The sequence below is a fragment of the Streptomyces sp. NPDC052701 genome (assembly GCF_040678355.1).
Classification (GTDB): domain Bacteria; phylum Actinomycetota; class Actinomycetes; order Streptomycetales; family Streptomycetaceae; genus Streptomyces.
In genome coordinates this window covers 36,985-52,171 of record NZ_JBFATO010000032.1, presented here as the reverse complement: position 1 = coordinate 52,171, position 15,187 = coordinate 36,985, and the positions used below count along the sequence as shown (strand labels likewise).

Below are 15,187 nucleotides of genomic sequence, written 5' to 3'. Positions count from 1 at the left end.
GTTTAGCGTCGTGCCACTGGCCTGTTTCCTGCCCCCAGCCGCTCGCGGGACCCGGTGCGTTGGCCACCCCCGTCGCCCGCCGTGACATTCCGTTTGGGTTTTCGGACCGTCAACCGGAAGACTGCACCCGTGACGTCCCGTATCCCGCGCGACTCCAGGCTTCGACTCGTCCGCCCGCGACCCCTGGCCGCCGCCCCCAGAGCCGTGAACCAGCGGCGCCCGCGCCGCCCCGCACCGTGCCCCCCGGAGGGCACCCCGGCACCGGCGGAGCTGGCCAGAATGGCGCGCTCCGGTCTGGCCGGCGCGGTCCGCGTGGCCCGCTGGGCCGACGCCGCCCTCGGCCCCGGCCGTGCGGGCGCGACCACCGACGGCAAGGCCACCCTCTCCGACGCGACCGCCGAACGGGCGGCCCGCGAGCTGGGTCTGACCGAGGCCCAGGTGCGGGCCGACTGGGACACCGCCCGCCTGGCCGGCCTCGTCGAGGTGCACGGCGACCGCGCCCGCCCCGGCTGGCGGCTGCGCGCCTGGGACCGCGACGACAGCGCCGTGCTGCGCGGCTGGGTCGCCCTCTTCGACGCCTGGTCGCTCGCCTGCCCGGAGCCCGCGGGCCACGAGCCCGCCGCCGTCGCCGAGGTCGTCTCGGCCATGCCGCAGGTGCTCTCCTTCCTCCAGCTGTCCGCCGGGCCCGTCCCCGTGGAGCAGCTCCTGGACCTTCTGCAGCAGCGGGTGACCGAACTGCGCACCGAGCGCTGCGAGGTCGCCTACGTCCCGCCCGCCGCCACCGGCGACCCGTACGACCAGGCCCTCCTGGCCGCCCCGGCCGCTCCGGCCCCGTCCGATCCCGCCGAGGACCCGGAGACCGGCGCGGACGCCCCGCTCGCCCCGCTGCTGGACTGGGCGCTGCGCGCCCTGGCCGGCGTCGGCGCCCTCACCTACGGCGACGGGCAGGCCACCCTCACCCCGCTGGGCAGCTGGGCCGTCTGGGTGAAACTGGAGCAGATCTGCGTGGCCGCGCAGAGCCCGGCCGGCAACATCGAGCAGTCGGCCGAGGACATGCTGCGCGGCTGCGCCCAGCTGCGCCCCAACGCCGCCCGCGCCGAGTACCGCGCCTGGCTCGCCGCCCGCCCGGTCGGCAGCGCCGTCACCGAGCTGCTGGCCGCCGCCCGCGGCGACGACGCCCTGCTGCGCGGCCTGGCCTTCGAGGCGCTGCGCGTGGTCGGCGCCCCGGCCGAGCCCGAGGTGCGCGCCGTGCTGGAGGAGCCGACGCTGCGGCCCTACGCCCTGCTGTGGCTCGCCGAGCACGACGGGATCGACCCCGAGGACGCCCACGAGGTCCTCACCCGGCAGGAGGCCACCTGGCTGTGGGTGGACACCGCCGCCGCCGTCGCCGACCACGGCGAGGCCTCGATGCTGGTGCGGCACCTGGAGTCCGCGGTGCAGCCGACCGTCCCCGCCCTGTTGAACGAGGTGCGTGCCGTCGGGCACCCGCGCACCGTGCAGGTCCTCGTCGCGCTCGCCGCCGCGCACCCCGACCCGGCCCTGGCCAAGGCCGTCCGCCGCGCCGCCTTCCAGGTGCACACCGGCAGCTAGCGTCCGTCCGCCCCTCCCGGGGCCGTCAGCCCGCTGTCTCGGGGGCGTACGTGCCGAAGCTCCAGACGTTGCCCTCGAGGTCCCGGGCCATGTAGTCCCGGGAGCCGTAGTCCTGGTCCGTCGGGGGCATCAGGATCTCGACGCCGTGGTCCATGGCGCGCCGGTGGTGCGCGTCGACGTCGTCCACGACGACGTACACCCCCGCCGTGCCCGCGTCCTTCATCGCCGTGTCGAACACGCCCCCGCGGCCCTTGGACCCGACCAGCACCGCGCCGTTGCCCTGCGTCAGCTCGGCGTGCAGCACCGAGCCGTCCTCGCCCTCGAACACCGACAGCTCGGTGAAGCCGAAGGCCTCCGTGAGCTGCCGGATCGCCGCCTTCGCGTCCCTGTACAGCAGCGTGGGATAGATGCTCGGACGCCCACCGCCCGTGCCTGCCATGCCGATCACTCCCTCGTGACTCGGTGCCGGAAACCGCCGTGGAACAGCCGAACCCCGGCCTGCTGCCCAGTCTCGCACCGGCCGCCGGCAACGGCCCCCGGACCGGAGGCGGGAGCCGGCCGACGGGCCGCGCCCGCCTCCCCCGCGCGGCGCGCCGCACGGGGCGCCCGGCGGCGAAAGTCCCAGGTCCCGGCCCGAACGCCTGAACGCAGAAAAAATGGTTGCACGGCCCCGCTAGACTGGCCCCATGGCCATTCTCCTCGCGCATTAGACGGCGGGAACGTCCTCAGCCGCCCATCCCGCCCCCGTATCCGCCCAGGAGTCTGTCCGTGATCTCCGCCTCCGGCATCGAGCTGCGCGCCGGTGCCCGCGTCCTCATCGAGAACGCCACCTTCCGCGTCACCAAGGGCGACCGCATCGGCCTGGTCGGCCGCAACGGCGCCGGCAAGACCACCCTCACCAAGTGCCTGGCCGGCGAGGCCATCCCGGCCGCCGGCACCATCGCCCGCTCCGGGGAGGTCGGCTACCTCCCGCAGGACCCCCGCACCGGCGACCTCGACGTGCTCGCCCGCGACCGCATCCTCTCCGCGCGCGGTCTCGACGTCCTGATCCGCAAGATGCGCGAGAACGAGCAGCGCATCGCCAACGGCAAGGGCGCCACCCGCGAGAAGGCGATGAAGCAGTACGAGCGCCAGGAGACGGAGTTCCTCACCAAGGGCGGGTACGCCGCCGAGGCCGAGGCCGCCACCATCGCCGCCGCGCTGAACCTGCCCGACCGGGTGCTGGGCCAGCCCCTGCACACGCTCTCCGGCGGTCAGCGCCGGCGCGTCGAACTGGCCCGCATCCTGTTCTCCGACGCGGACACGCTGCTGCTCGACGAGCCGACCAACCACCTCGACGCCGACTCGATCGTCTGGCTGCGCGACTACCTCAAGAGCTACCGCGGCGGCTTCATCGTCATCAGCCACGACGTCGACCTGGTCGAGACGGTCGTCAACAAGGTGTTCTACCTGGACGCCAACCGCGCCACCATCGACGTCTACAACATGGGCTGGAAGCTCTACCAGCAGCAGCGCGAGGCCGACGAGAAGCGCCGCAGGCGCGAGCGGGCCAACGCCGAGAAGAAGGCCGCCGCCCTCAACGCCCAGGCCGACAAGATGCGCGCCAAGGCCACCAAGACCGTCGCCGCGCAGAACATGGCCCGCCGCGCCGAGAAGCTCCTGGCCGGCCTGGAGGACGTCCGCCAGCAGGACAAGGTCGCCAAGCTCCGCTTCCCGGAGCCCGCGCCCTGCGGCAAGACCCCGCTGATGGCGGAGGGCCTGTCGAAGTCGTACGGCTCGCTGGAGATCTTCACCGACGTCGACCTGGCCATCGACAAGGGATCGAGGGTCGTGATCCTCGGCCTCAACGGCGCGGGCAAGACCACCCTGCTCCGCCTGCTCGCCGGAGTGGAGCAGCCCGACACCGGCATGGTCGTGCCCGGCCACGGCCTCAAGCTGGGCTACTACGCCCAGGAGCACGAGACCCTCGACCCCGACCGCACGGTGCTGGAGAACATGCGCTCCGCCGCGCCCGACATGGACCTGGTCGAGGTCCGCAAGGTGCTCGGCTCGTTCCTGTTCTCCGGCGACGACGTCGACAAGCCCGCCGGTGTCCTGTCCGGGGGCGAGAAGACCCGCCTGGCCCTGGCGACCCTGGTGGTCAGCTCCGCCAACGTGCTGCTGCTCGACGAGCCGACCAACAACCTCGACCCGGCCAGCCGCGAGGAGATCCTCGGCGCGCTGCGCACCTACAAGGGCGCGGTCGTCCTCGTCACCCACGACGAGGGCGCCGTCGAGGCGCTCCAGCCGGAGCGGATCATCCTGCTGCCGGACGGCGTCGAGGACCTGTGGGGCGCCGACTACGCGGACCTCGTCGCCCTCGCGTGACCGCGCGGGCGGTCTCCGGCGCGGCCGGCTCCGCCGGAGCGGAGGCGTGATCCACCGCGTATGGATCATTCGGCCCAGCCGTGATCCATCATCTGTGTGAGATCTCCTCGTACCGCGGTGTGTCCTACACCGATTTCACGGCCGAGCCCCTCGTCGACCGGGGCTCGGCCGTCGCGCGTCCCTGACCTGGACCTTTGCGGAACCACTCGTCCGGCCGCACGAACGCCCTCACGTGGAATCGAGTAATCCGCTTGTGGGGACGCGCTCCCGTCGTCACAACCTTGTCTCACGGACCTTGCCGAATGGGTGGCCATGAAGCCCCGGAGGGGTGATCATGAGGGGACCAGAGCGCACTTCCCATGAGGAGGCACGGGTGGCCGAGACTCTGAAGAAGGGCAGCCGGGTGACCGGCGCCGCGCGCGACAAGCTCGCGGCAGACCTGAAGAAGAAGTACGACGCCGGTGCGAGCATCCGGGCGTTGGCCGAGGAGACCGGCCGCTCGTATGGCTTCGTGCACCGCATGCTCAGTGAGTCGGGCGTCACGCTCCGAGGGCGTGGCGGGGCGACACGGGGCAAGAAGGCCACGACGGCCTGACCCCGGGCGGCCCCTCGGCTTCGATGGTGGCCACCCGGTCGGCCGACCGACCGGCTGGGTGGTTACTGTGCAGTCACTTAACTGTGCCGTCGTACGGCGTCGTTCCGCCGTACGGCACGGAACGCCGTTCCGTCACACGGCACGGAAGACGACCGCACCCATCGGAGGCGCCCCATGGCTTCGCCCGCCCAGGACCTCGGTCCGGTTCTCGACAAGGACGGCGTACGGCTCACCGTCGACGACGCGATCGCCACGGTGACGCTGACCAACCCGGCCAAGCGCAACGCGCAGAGCCCCGCTCTGTGGCGGGCGCTGACCGAGGCCGGCCGGCTGCTGCCGGGCTCCGTCCGGGTCGTCGTGCTGCGCGCCGAGGGCAAGTCCTTCTCGGCCGGGCTCGACCGGCAGGCGTTCACGCCCGAGGGCTTCGACGGCGAGCCGTCGTTCATCGACCTCGCACGGGGCGGTGACGCCGAGCTCGACGCGACCATCGCCGAGTACCAGGAGGCGTTCACCTGGTGGCGGCGCAGCGACATCGTCTCCGTCGCCGCTGTCCAGGGACATGCCATCGGGGCGGGCTTCCAGCTCGCCCTCGCCTGTGACCTGCGCGTCGTCGCCGACGACGTGCAGGTCGCCATGCGCGAGACCAGCCTCGGACTGGTGCCCGACCTGACGGGCACGCATCCGCTGGTGGGGCTGGTCGGCTACGCCCGCGCGCTGGAGATCTGCGTGACCGGGCGGTTCGTCACGGCCGAGGAGGCCGTGAACACCGGGCTGGCCAACCTCGCCGTGCCCGGCGACCAGCTCGACGGCGCGGTGGGCGACCTGGCGTCGGCGATCCTGGCCGCGCCCCGGGACGCGGTCATCGAGACCAAGGCGCTGCTGCGCGGTGCGCAGGACCGGACCTACGAGGACCAGCGAGTGGCCGAACGCGCCGCCCAGGCCCGCCGGCTGCGCGACCTCGCCGGCCTCGGGGAATGAGCGCGGCCCGTCCACCGGGGAGTTGCCGGTGGACGGGCGCAGGGGGCGCTCAGCCCACCGCCGTCACCAGCACCGCCACCGTCGGGTGGTCCGGTAGCGCCCGCGCCACCGCCGCGCGGACCTCGCGGGCCACGTCCAGGGCCCGGTGGTCCGCGCTCACCGCGAGTTCCACCCGGACGTGACGGCCGGGCAGGGCGGCCTCCTGCCGCCGCTCCTCGATGTGCACCGCCCTGGCGGTGCCGCCGAGCGCGCCCGTCAGGCGGCTCACACCCGGCACCGCCAGGGCGGCGGCGGCCACGCGGCTCTCGTCGGAGCCGGGGGAGCCGCCGGCCGCCGGGTCCGCCGGGTCCGCCGGGTCCGCCGGGCCGATCCGGTCCTGCGGGTCCCGCGAGGCCCCCGGCGGCCGTGCGGCGGCGGGCTCGGCGCCCTCGGCGTCCTCGGCCCGCCCGCCCTCCCCGCCATCCCCGTGGCCGCCGTCGTTCCCTCGGCCACCGCCGTGCCCGTCCTGCCCGTCCTGCCCGTTCCCGTCGTCCTCGTCCAGGAGGGCCGCGACGCGCAGGTCCACCTCCGTCACCGCCAGCCCGATCCGCTCCGCCGCGGCGGCCGTCAGGGCCGTCCGCAGCAGCGCGGCCGTCGTCGGCAGGGGCTGCGACGCCGTGGCCGCGAACTCCGCCGACAGGCGCAGGGGCCCGGGCGGCAGACCGCTCGGCGGGGCGGGCACGGCCGGGTCGTACGTGCCCTCTGGGTCGGCCAGCGCGATGCGGAGCGTGTCCAGGCGTACGCCCGGCACCTCCCCGGCCGCGCGCCGCAGCACCGTCCCGGCCGCCCGCTCGGCGATCCACGCGCCGTCGCGCGGGCCGCCCAGGGGCAGGAGTCTGCCGAGGGCCAGCTGTTGTCTGACTGCCTGTGTCCACCGGTCCGCCGTCATACCTCCAGCCTGCCGTATCCCCGGCGCGCATCCACGCAACCGTGCTTACGGTGGTCACAGGACGACGACCGAAAGGGACCTACGGTGATGACCGAGATGCCGGAGCAGGACCGCGGCGCGCAGGCCAGGGCCCTCCGCGAGGGCCGGGCGACCGGGCGCGGCGAGGGGGACCCGGGCGCCCGGGGGCGGACCACCATCGCGGACGGCGTCGTGGAGAAGATCGCCGCACTGGCCGCACGCGACGTGGACGGCGTGCACGCCATGGGCAGCGGGCTGTCGCGGACCTTCGGAGCCGTGCGCGACCGGGTGCCCGGCGGGGCCAAGTCGGTGACGCGCGGAGTGAAGGCCGAGGTCGGCGAGGTGCAGGCTGCGCTCGACCTGGAGATCGTCGTCGAGTACGGCGTGCCGATCGCCGACGTGGCCCGGGAGGTGCGCGAGAACGTGATCGCCGCCGTCGAGCGGATGACCGGCCTCGAAGTCGTCGAGGTCAACATCGCGGTCGGCGACGTGAAGCTGCCGGACGAGGAGGAAGAGGAGCCGGAGCGCCGGATCCAGTGAGGCGCAGGTGGCCGGCCGGGGCCGCCGCGGGGTCGTGGAACCGTGGGACCGAGGAGCTGAGGAGCGCACCATGAGCATGGCCGTGGCCGGCATGATCGCCGGCATGGCGCTGGGCTTCGCCGGACACTTCGGCGGATTCGGGGCCTTTTTGCTGGTGGCGGCGCTGGGCGCCGTCGGCTTCGTCGTCGGCCGGTTCCTGGAGGGGGACGTGGACCTCGGCGACTTCCTCCGGTCCCGTGACGGACAGCGGCGGTGACGCCTGTGAGCACGCGGAACGGTGAGTCCCGCAGGACCCCCGCCGTCGTCCCGCCGGGCGAGCGCGGCGCCACCCGGATCGCCGACCGGGTGATGGCGAAGATCGCCTCGCAGGCGGCGCGCGAGGCCGTCGGCGCGCTGCCGCCGGACGCCGCGCCCCCGCACGCCACCGTCGCCGTGCACCAGGACGCCGCCCGGGTCCACGTCCACCTCGAACTCGGCTATCCCGGCGACATCGGCGGCCGGTGCCGGCGGGTGCGCCGTCAGGTCGTCGAGCGGGTGGGCGCGTTGGCGGGCAGGGAGGTGCCGGAGGTCGTCGTCCGGGTCGAGCGGCTGCACCTGACGGCGGCGCAGGGCGCGACCCGGGGAAGGACGCGATGAGCGAACTCCGGGGCACCGGGCCGTCCGAGGGCACCACACAGCGGCTGCCGGTCGTCGGGGAGGGGAGCGGCCCGCAGGCGGACCGGCCGGGACCGGCGCCGCCCGCGGACGACGGGCCCCCGCCCGAGCCCGGCGGCGGGGCCGGCCGCGACGGGCGCTTCTGGTCGGCGCGGCGCGTTCCCGCGGGCCTGGTCGCGCTGCTGCTGCTGATCGTCGCCAGCGCCTTCCTGTACGACATCGCCGCCGTGCGCGCCGGCCGGCCCGCGATGCGCTGGCGCCGGGAGCTGACCCGGCAACTGGCCGAGCGGCCCCTGGACGACGTCTGGGTGCTGGCCGGCGCGGGCACCGCCGCCGCCCTCGGCCTCTGGCTGCTGGTCCTGGCCGCCACACCCGGCCTGCGGAACGTCCTGCCCATGCGGTGCGCGCACGCCGACGTGCGCGCCGGACTCCACCGGGACGCCGCCGCGGCGGTGCTGCGGGACCGGGCGGTGGAGGTGCCCGGGGTGCGGTCGGCGCGGGTGCGCGTGCGCCGCCGCACGGCGGACGTGCGCGCGGTCTCGCACTTCCGCGACCCGGACGACGTACGGGCCGACCTGGACGCCGTGCTCACCGACGCGGCCCACGGGCTGGGCCTGGCCCGCACGCCCGCGCTGTCGGTGCGCGTCCGCCGGCCGGGCGGGAAGGGGTGAGGACGGTGCCCGGGGTCGTCAACCGCGTACTGCTCGGGCTCGCGGGCCTGGTCCTGCTCGTCCTCGGCGGCTGCGTGCTGGCCGCCGGGCTCGGGGCCCCGGCGCCCTCCCGGTGGATCCGTCGCGGGCGGGACGACGTGCTGCTCGGCGACGCCGAGCGGACCCGCTGGCAGGAGGCCGGCTGATGGTGGCCGGCCGTCCTGGCCGCGTTCGCCGTCCTCCTCCTGCTCGCCCTGTGGTGGCTGGTCGCGGTGGTGCGCCGCCGGCGGCTCGCCGAGGTGCTCGTCGACACCGGCGACGGCGAGGGGGCGCTGCTGAGCGGAGGAGCCCTGGAGGACGTCCTCGCCCGGGAGGCGGACCTGCTGGACGGTGTCGAGCGGGCCCGCGTCCACCTCGCCGGGCGCCGCACCGCCCCCCGGGCCCGCGTACGGCTGGCGCTGGAACCGCGCGTGGACCCCGGGACGGCGCTGCACGGCCTCACCGGCCGGGTGCTGGCGCACGCCCGGGACTCGGCCGGGCTGGCGTCGCTGCCGGCGGAGGTACGGCTGCGGGGTGTCCGGCACCGCGCGCGGAGGGTGAGCTGACCGTCCCGCGGGGCGCGGGAACCCCGGCCCGGCGGGCGGCGCTCCTCAGAACCCGTGCCGCGCCCCGCCGTCCACCGGCAGCATGACCCCGGTCAGATACGAGGCCGCCGGGGACAGCACGAACGCGGCGACGCGCCCGAACTCCTCCGGCGTCCCGTACCGCCGCAGCGGGATGCGCGACTCGGCCGCCGCCCGGGTCGCCTCCGGGTCGGCGGACAACGCGTCCAGTTCGCGCACGCGGTCGGTGTCGACACGTCCCGGAAGCAGCCCGACGACCCGGATGCCGCGCGGCCCCAGCTCGTCGGAGAGGGACTTGGCGAACCCGGCGAGCCCGGGCCGCAGCCCGTTGGAGATCGTCAGCCCCGGGATCGGCTCGTACACCGACCCGGACAGCACGAAGCCGATCACACCCCCCGCCTCCAGCTCGGCGGACGCGGCACGGGCCAGCCGCACCGCACCCAGGAACACCGACTCGAACGCCGTCTGCCACTGCTCGTCGGTGTTGTCGGCGACGAACCCGGGCGGCGGCCCGCCGACGCTGACGAGCACGCCGTCGAAGCGGCCGAACCGCTCCCGGGCGGCCGCGATCAGCCGCGCCGGAGCCTCGGGATCGGCGTTGTCCGAGGCCACGCCGAGCGCGTCGGGGCCCAGCGCGGCCGCCGCCTCGGCGACGCCCGTCTCGTCCCGCCCCGTGACGACCACCTTCGCGCCGTCGGCGACGAGCTCGCGCGCGGCGGCGTTGCCCAGTCCGCGGGTGGCCCCCGTGACGACGTACACCCGGTCCTTCAGTCCAAGATCCATGGCCCCTATCCTGCCCCGTCCTCCCCGAACAGGGCGAGGGCGGTGTTCACCAGGCCGATGTGGCTGAACGCCTGCGGGAAGTTGCCGAGCTGGCGGCCGGAGACGGGGTCGTACTCCTCCGACAGCAGTCCCACGTCGTTGGTGAGCCCGACGAGCCGTTCGAACAGCTCCCGGGCCTCCTCGGTGCGGCCGGTCATGTGCAGGGCGTCCGCGAGCCAGAAGCTGCACACCAGGAAGGTGCCCTCGCTGCCCGGCAGGCCGTCGACGGCCGTCTCGTCGACGCTGTAGCGCAGCAGGAACCCGTCCCGCTCCAGCTCCTTGCGGACCGCGTCGATGGTGCCGAGCACCCGCGGGTCGTCGGGCGGCAGGAAGCCCACGCGCGGGATGAGCAGCAGCGCGGCGTCCAGCTCGCGCGAGCCGTAGGACTGGGTGAAGGTGTTCCGCTCCGGGTCGTAGCCCTTCTCGCACACCTCGCGGTGCACCTCCTCGCGCAGCGCCCGCCAGGCGTCCAGGTCCCCCGGCAGCTCCGGGTGGCGCTCCAGCATGCGCACGGCCCGGTCCGCGGCCACCCACACCATCACCTTCGAGTGGACGAACTGGCGCCGCCCGCCGCGCACCTCCCACAGCCCCTCGTCCGGCTGCCGCCACACCGACCGCAGGTAGTCCATCAGCGCCATCTGCACCGCCCACACGTCCGGCTGGGCGGACAGCCCCGAACTGCGCGCCAGCGCCAGCGAGTCCATGACCTCGCCGTACACGTCGAGCTGGAGCTGCTTCACGGCGTCGTTGCCGATGCGGACGGGCGCCGACCCGTCGAAGCCGGACAGCCACGGCAGCTCGTACTCGGGCAGCCGCCGCTCGCCCGCCACGCCGTACATGATCTGCAGGTCCGCCGGGTCGCCGGCGACCGCGCGCAGCAGCCAGTTCCGCCAGGCCTCGGCCTCCTGCTGGTACCCGGCGGACAGCAGCGCGCCGAGGGTGAGGGTGGAGTCGCGCAGCCAGCAGTAGCGGTAGTCCCAGTTGCGCACCCCGCCCGGCTCCTCGGGCAGCGAGGTGGTGGGGGCGGCCACGATGCCGCCGGTGGGGGCGTAGGTGAGCGCCTTGAGGGTGATCAGGGAGCGGACGACGGCGTCCCGGTGGGGGCCGTCGTAGCGGCAGTGGGACACCCAGGTGCGCCAGTCCTCGACGCTGTGGCGCAGGGACTCGTACGGGTCGACGAGCGGGGGGCGCGGCTCGTGGGAGGGGTGCCAGGTCAGGACGAACGCGACGGTCTGCCCCGCCCGGACCGTGAACTCGGAGTGGGTGCCGTAGTCCTCGCCCCAGGTGGGCACCTCCGGCTCGCTGCGCAGCCACGTCGAGTCGGGGCCGGCCACGGCCACCCGGTGGCCGTCGGCCCGGCGCACCCACGGCACGACGGAGCCGTAGTCGAAGCGCAGCCGCAGCACGCTGTGGACGGTGACCTCGCCGCGCAGGCCCTCCACGATGCGCACGATGTCGGGAGCGCGGTCGCGCTGCGGCATCAGGTCGGTGACGCGCACCGCCCCCTCGCCGGTCTCCCACTCGGTGTCCAGGACGAGGGTGTCGCGGCGGTAGGCGCGCCGGGTGCACCGGTCCGCTCCCTTGGGAGCGATGCGCCAGAAGCCGTTGTCCTCGTCGCCGAGCAGCCTGGCGAAGCAGGCGGCGGAGTCGAAGCGGGGCAGGCACAGCCAGTCGATGGAGCCGTCCGCGCCGACCAGGGCCGCGGTCTGTTCGTCGCCGATGAGTGCGTAGTCCTCGATGCGGGGGTGCACGGAGTGCGGGTGCCCGGCAAGCCGGGGCGCCAATCAGGGGCGGGCCCGGTGAGTGGCCGCCGCGTCACACCGCGGCCGGTTCCGCCTCCGCCCCCTGGGCCCTGCGGGCCGCCTCCGCCCGTTCCCGGGCCTCGCGCCGGGCGAGGACCACCCAGCCGACCGGGACGGCCGCGGAGAACAGCCACCACTGGACGGCGTACGCGTAGTTCAGCGCGGCGTCCTCCTTGCCGGGCTCGCCGACCGGCTCCGGGAGGCCGCCGGCCGGTTCGGGCGCCGTCTGCGCGATGTAGCCGCCGAGCACCCGGACGCCGAGGCGCCGCGCCTCCCGCTCACTGTTGATCAGCATGACCTGACGGTCCGGCAGTCCCTCGAGGTCCTTGATGCCGCTCGACGCGGTGGTCTCGTCGGGCATCAGCCGGCCCGTGACGGTGATCTCGCCGCGGGGCGGTGCCGGCACCTCGGGGAACGCGCTCTGGCTCGTGCGGTCCGCGGGGACCCAGCCCCGGTTGACCAGCAGGACCTTGCCGTCGGTGAGGACGAACGGGGTCAGCACGTGGTAGCCGACCTCGTCGTCGGAGTTGGTGCGGCGGCGGACGACGACCTCGTCGCCGGTGTCGAAGCGCCCCTTCGCGGTCACGGTGCGGTACCGCTCGTCGCTGGTGACGGTGTGCCCGGGCGAGGTCAGCCGCTGCACGGGGACGGGCTCGGCGGCCAGCGCGTCGGAGACCAGCTCGTTGCGTTCGGTGCGCAGCTCGTAGCGGTGCATCTGCCAGATGCCCAGCCTGATCATCGTGGGGATGAGGAGGAGGGCGACCAGTGTGATGATCACCCACTGCCGGGACAACAGGAAGCGGTACACCCCACGACCGTACAACTCGGTCGCGGGGTGCATTCATGCGGGTGCCGGGTGCCGGGTGCCGGGTGCCGGGTGCCGGGTGCCGGAGGCGGGGCCGGGCTCACACGCTGTCGACGATGCCCACCTTCCCCTCCGCGCGGGCGCAGTGCGCGCCGCAGTACCAGTGGCCGTCGGCCTCGACGCCCTGGCCGATGATCTGCACCCGGCAGTGCTCGCAGACGGGTGCCATGCGGTGGATCGCGCAGGCGAAGCAGTCGAAGACGTGCACCGCGCCCTGCGCGTGCACCTCGAAGGTCATGCCGTACTGGTTGCCACATACTTCACAGGTCGCCATGGGCCACACAGTGAGCCGTCGGCGCCGTGCGGGCGAGCGGGCGCGGGGCGAGTCGCCCGGCAATCACCCGTCCGTACGGTCACCGCTGCGAGGCCGGTTCCACGTCGGCGAGGAGCTGCCCGAACGCCGCCTCGTCCACGATCGGCGTCCCGTACTGCCGGGCCTTGACCACCTTGGACGTGCCCGAGTCCGGGTCGTTGGTGACCAGGAGGCTGGTCAGCCGGGACAGGCTGGTGGCGACGTGCAGCCCGGCCTCGGTGGCGCGGTCCTCCAGCAGTTCGCGCTCGACGGAGGTGTCACCGGAGAAGGCAACCCGCATGCCCTGCTTGAGGCGCTTGCCCACTTCGTACCGGCCCGGGTTGGGGTAGGGGCACGCGGGCCTCTTGCGGGCGGGGCGCCAGCCGGTCGTCCGGTGGCCGCCGTAGCCCGCCTGCGAGCCGACCCGGGGCGCCGGCCGGTCGTTCCACTCGGTCAGCGGCCGGCACTCGTGCAGCGGCAGCCGGACGCCGGCCGCCGCCGCGGTGTGCAGACTGGGCCGGAACGCCTCCGCGAGCACCCGCGCGTCGTCCAGCGCGTGGTGCGCCCGCCGCTGGACGACGCCGAAGTGCGCCGCGAGCGTCTCCAGTTTGTGGTTGGGCAGCGGCAGGCCCAGCTCCTTGGAGAGCGCGATGGTGCACAGCCGCTGCCGCACCGGTGCCTCGCGCTCCGCGCGCGCGTACTCGCGGGCGATCATCTGCCAGTCGAAGACGGCGTTGTGCGCGACCAGCACCCGGCCGGCCAGCCGGGCGGCGAACTCCTCGGCGATGTCGGTGAAGAGGGGAGCCCCCTGGAGCATCTCGCTCGTCAGCCCGTGGATCCACACCGGTCCCGGATCCCGCTGCGGGTTGACCGTCGTGTACCAGTGGTCCTCGACCTCGCCGCGCGCGTCCAGCCGGTAGACGGCCGCGGAGATGATCCGGTCGTGCCGGGCCAGCCCCGTGGTCTCCACGTCGACGACCGCGTATCCCTTCGGATACGCGGCCGGCCACGACGTGGGGGAGGACGCTAGGGTCGTGAGGTCTTCGAGCATGGTCCCTGAGGATACGGGCCGGGACTGACAGAGCCGTCCGTCAGGTGCCGCGCGGCGCCCGGTCGAAGCGGATCGCCGGGAACGGCCCCGGCCGCCCGGCACCTTCCCGCCGCCCGCCGCCTTCGCGCCGTTCGCCGTCGCCTTCCCGCCGTTCGCCGTCGCCGGGGCGGTGAGCCGCCGCCTCGCCGCCCGCCCCCGCGGCGCCCTGCGCGTGGGACGCGGCCGGCTGCGCCTCGCCGCCCGCGGCTTCGGCGTCCCGCGCCCGGGACGCCACCGGTCGCGCGCCGCCTCCCCGGAGCGCCGGGTCACCACCGGATCGGCACCGGCAGCGCCGTGAGCAGCCCCGACACCGCGACCACCAGCCCCAGCACGACGACCTCGGCGCGGGCGGGGGAGCAGGCGGTCAGCGGGTCGGCCGCCCGGCGCAGCCGCAGCCGCGCCCACAGGGCGAGGCCGGCGACGGCGGCCATGAGGACCAGCTTGGCGAGCAGGACGCGCCCGTACGCCGTCGTGGTCAGCTGCTCCAGGACCGTCTCCGGGGGCATCCGGCGCAGCGAACTCCCCACGCCCGTCGCGGTCAGGGCGGCGAGCAGCACGGTCGCCGCACGCGCGTAGCGGCCCAGCAGGGCCGCGCCCGCCGCGGCGCCGCGCCACAGCCGCAGGGTGCGCAGCGCGTGCAGCAGACCGCCCGCCCACAGCGCCGCGCAGGCCAGGTGCACGAGCGTCAGGCCGGAGCCGAGCAGCGGGCCGTGCTCGGTGGCGGGGTGCGCGCGCAGGGCCTCCGCGACCACCACCGCGGCCAGCGGCCAGACCTGCGCGGCCGGACGGCGGGAGACGGCGCACAGGCCCGCCGCCAGGAACGCGTTCACCTCCAGCAGGGCGAGCCTGCCGTCCCGGGACGCGTACAGGCCGCCGACGTCGATCTGCGCCGGGTCGTGCGGCACCAGGTTGCCGGCGGCCACGACCGAGGCGAGCCCGAGGGCCGCGACGAAACCGGCGGCGGCCGCCGCCGGGGACCAGCTGCGCGGCGCGGCCGCGGGCGCGCCGGGCACCGAACGGGCCAGCCGGCCGACGAACAGCTCGCCGGCCGGCACGCACAGCGCGGCGAACAGCACCGTGCGCAGCAGGGCCGTGCCGCCCGCACCGGGCGCGGCGGCCTCCCCGGTGCCGCGCAGGGCGGGGGACGGCCCGAACAGCGGGATCAGCGCGCCCAGCGCCACCAGCACCAGGACGGCGGCCGCCCGGCCGGCCGCCCGGCGGCGCTCGGGTCCCCGCTCGCCGGCCGTCCCGGGAGTCGATCTCGTCAAGGTCACCCCGGAATCCTCACCAGCCGCCCCGGAACCGGGCAAGTCGCGGAAAAGAACGGCAGTGCGGCATTCCGCCCGCCGGTACGTCCCCCGGGCCCGCAGGAC

At 75.1% G+C, this 15,187-nt stretch carries 16 protein-coding genes and 1 pseudogene; 9 read left to right on the top strand and 8 right to left on the bottom strand.

Features of this window, described 5'->3' with window-relative positions; translation table 11 throughout:
* Window positions 1-279 precede the first annotated feature (279 nt).
* Window positions 280-1,590, top strand: coding sequence for a hypothetical protein (locus tag AB0L29_RS27995; protein WP_365830756.1), 1,311 nt, complete (start codon window positions 280-282; stop codon window positions 1,588-1,590).
* A 25-nt stretch (window positions 1,591-1,615) separates the two neighbouring features.
* Here the strand turns inward: AB0L29_RS27995 and AB0L29_RS27990 are convergent, their stop codons facing one another.
* Window positions 1,616-2,029, bottom strand: coding sequence for a VOC family protein (locus AB0L29_RS27990; RefSeq protein ID WP_365830754.1), 414 nt, complete (start codon window positions 2,027-2,029; stop codon window positions 1,616-1,618).
* A gap of 329 nt (window positions 2,030-2,358) precedes the next feature.
* Between AB0L29_RS27990 and AB0L29_RS27985 the strand changes: the two genes are divergently transcribed.
* The 3 genes from AB0L29_RS27985 to AB0L29_RS27975 all read left to right on the top strand — a co-directional run bounded on the left by AB0L29_RS27985 (window position 2,359) and on the right by AB0L29_RS27975 (window position 5,530).
* The gene (locus tag AB0L29_RS27985) at window positions 2,359-3,957 is read left to right on the top strand and encodes an ABC-F family ATP-binding cassette domain-containing protein (protein ID WP_365830752.1); all 1,599 of its coding nucleotides are present in this window, start codon (window positions 2,359-2,361) and stop codon (window positions 3,955-3,957) included.
* A 373-nt stretch (window positions 3,958-4,330) separates the two neighbouring features.
* Complete coding sequence (locus AB0L29_RS27980) at window positions 4,331-4,552, top strand: helix-turn-helix domain-containing protein (protein WP_053128672.1); 222 nt, start codon at window positions 4,331-4,333, stop codon at window positions 4,550-4,552.
* A 174-nt stretch (window positions 4,553-4,726) separates the two neighbouring features.
* Entirely contained in the window at window positions 4,727-5,530 is an 804-nt protein-coding gene (locus AB0L29_RS27975; RefSeq protein WP_365830750.1) for an enoyl-CoA hydratase/isomerase family protein, read from the top strand.
* Window positions 5,531-5,579: 49 nt separating this feature from the next.
* Here the strand turns inward: AB0L29_RS27975 and AB0L29_RS27970 are convergent, their stop codons facing one another.
* On the bottom strand, window positions 5,580-6,458 hold the full coding sequence (locus tag AB0L29_RS27970) for a nucleopolyhedrovirus P10 family protein (RefSeq protein ID WP_365830748.1): 879 nt from the start codon (window positions 6,456-6,458) through the stop codon (window positions 5,580-5,582).
* Between the two features lie 96 nt (window positions 6,459-6,554).
* On the opposite strand from AB0L29_RS27970, the gene AB0L29_RS27965 reads away from it, so the two are divergent.
* The 5 genes and pseudogenes from AB0L29_RS27965 (at window position 6,555) to amaP (ending at window position 8,925) form a co-directional block, all read left to right on the top strand.
* A complete protein-coding gene (locus AB0L29_RS27965) occupies window positions 6,555-7,016 on the top strand; it encodes an Asp23/Gls24 family envelope stress response protein (RefSeq protein WP_365830816.1) in 462 nt (153 codons plus the stop codon).
* 70 nt (window positions 7,017-7,086) lie between these two features.
* Entirely contained in the window at window positions 7,087-7,272 is a 186-nt protein-coding gene (locus AB0L29_RS27960) for a hypothetical protein (protein WP_365830746.1), read from the top strand.
* Window positions 7,273-7,277: 5 nt separating this feature from the next.
* Window positions 7,278-7,652, top strand: coding sequence for a hypothetical protein (locus AB0L29_RS27955; protein WP_365830744.1), 375 nt, complete (start codon window positions 7,278-7,280; stop codon window positions 7,650-7,652).
* On the top strand, window positions 7,649-8,341 hold the full coding sequence (locus AB0L29_RS27950) for a DUF6286 domain-containing protein (protein WP_365830742.1): 693 nt from the start codon (window positions 7,649-7,651) through the stop codon (window positions 8,339-8,341). Before AB0L29_RS27955 ends, AB0L29_RS27950 begins: the two co-directional genes overlap by 4 nt.
* Window positions 8,338-8,925: pseudogene (amaP, locus tag AB0L29_RS27945) on the top strand (alkaline shock response membrane anchor protein AmaP). The gene AB0L29_RS27950 and the pseudogene amaP overlap by 4 nt, the downstream one beginning before the upstream one ends.
* 45 nt (window positions 8,926-8,970) lie before the next feature.
* Here amaP and AB0L29_RS27940 read toward each other — a convergent pair.
* The 6 genes from AB0L29_RS27940 to AB0L29_RS27915 all read right to left on the bottom strand — a co-directional run bounded on the left by AB0L29_RS27940 (window position 8,971) and on the right by AB0L29_RS27915 (window position 15,082).
* On the bottom strand, window positions 8,971-9,726 hold the full coding sequence (locus tag AB0L29_RS27940) for an SDR family oxidoreductase (RefSeq protein WP_365830740.1): 756 nt from the start codon (window positions 9,724-9,726) through the stop codon (window positions 8,971-8,973).
* 5 nt (window positions 9,727-9,731) lie between these two features.
* A complete protein-coding gene (locus AB0L29_RS27935; protein ID WP_365830738.1) occupies window positions 9,732-11,516 on the bottom strand; it encodes a glycoside hydrolase family 15 protein in 1,785 nt (594 codons plus the stop codon).
* Window positions 11,517-11,580: 64 nt separating this feature from the next.
* Window positions 11,581-12,375 carry an SURF1 family protein gene (locus AB0L29_RS27930; RefSeq protein ID WP_365830736.1) on the bottom strand — a complete coding sequence of 265 codons (795 nt, stop codon included), beginning with the start codon at window positions 12,373-12,375 and terminating at the stop codon, window positions 11,581-11,583.
* Window positions 12,376-12,472: 97 nt separating this feature from the next.
* Window positions 12,473-12,706, bottom strand: a complete 234-nt coding sequence (locus AB0L29_RS27925; RefSeq protein WP_365830734.1) for a hypothetical protein — start codon at window positions 12,704-12,706, stop codon at window positions 12,473-12,475.
* 79 nt (window positions 12,707-12,785) lie between these two features.
* The gene (locus tag AB0L29_RS27920; RefSeq protein WP_365830732.1) at window positions 12,786-13,775 is read right to left on the bottom strand and encodes a DEDDh family exonuclease; all 990 of its coding nucleotides are present in this window, start codon (window positions 13,773-13,775) and stop codon (window positions 12,786-12,788) included.
* 305 nt (window positions 13,776-14,080) lie between these two features.
* Window positions 14,081-15,082: a CopD family protein gene (locus AB0L29_RS27915; RefSeq protein WP_365830815.1), complete on the bottom strand. Its 1,002-nt coding sequence runs from the start codon at window positions 15,080-15,082 to the stop codon at window positions 14,081-14,083.
* Between the last annotated feature and the right edge of the window lie 105 nt (window positions 15,083-15,187).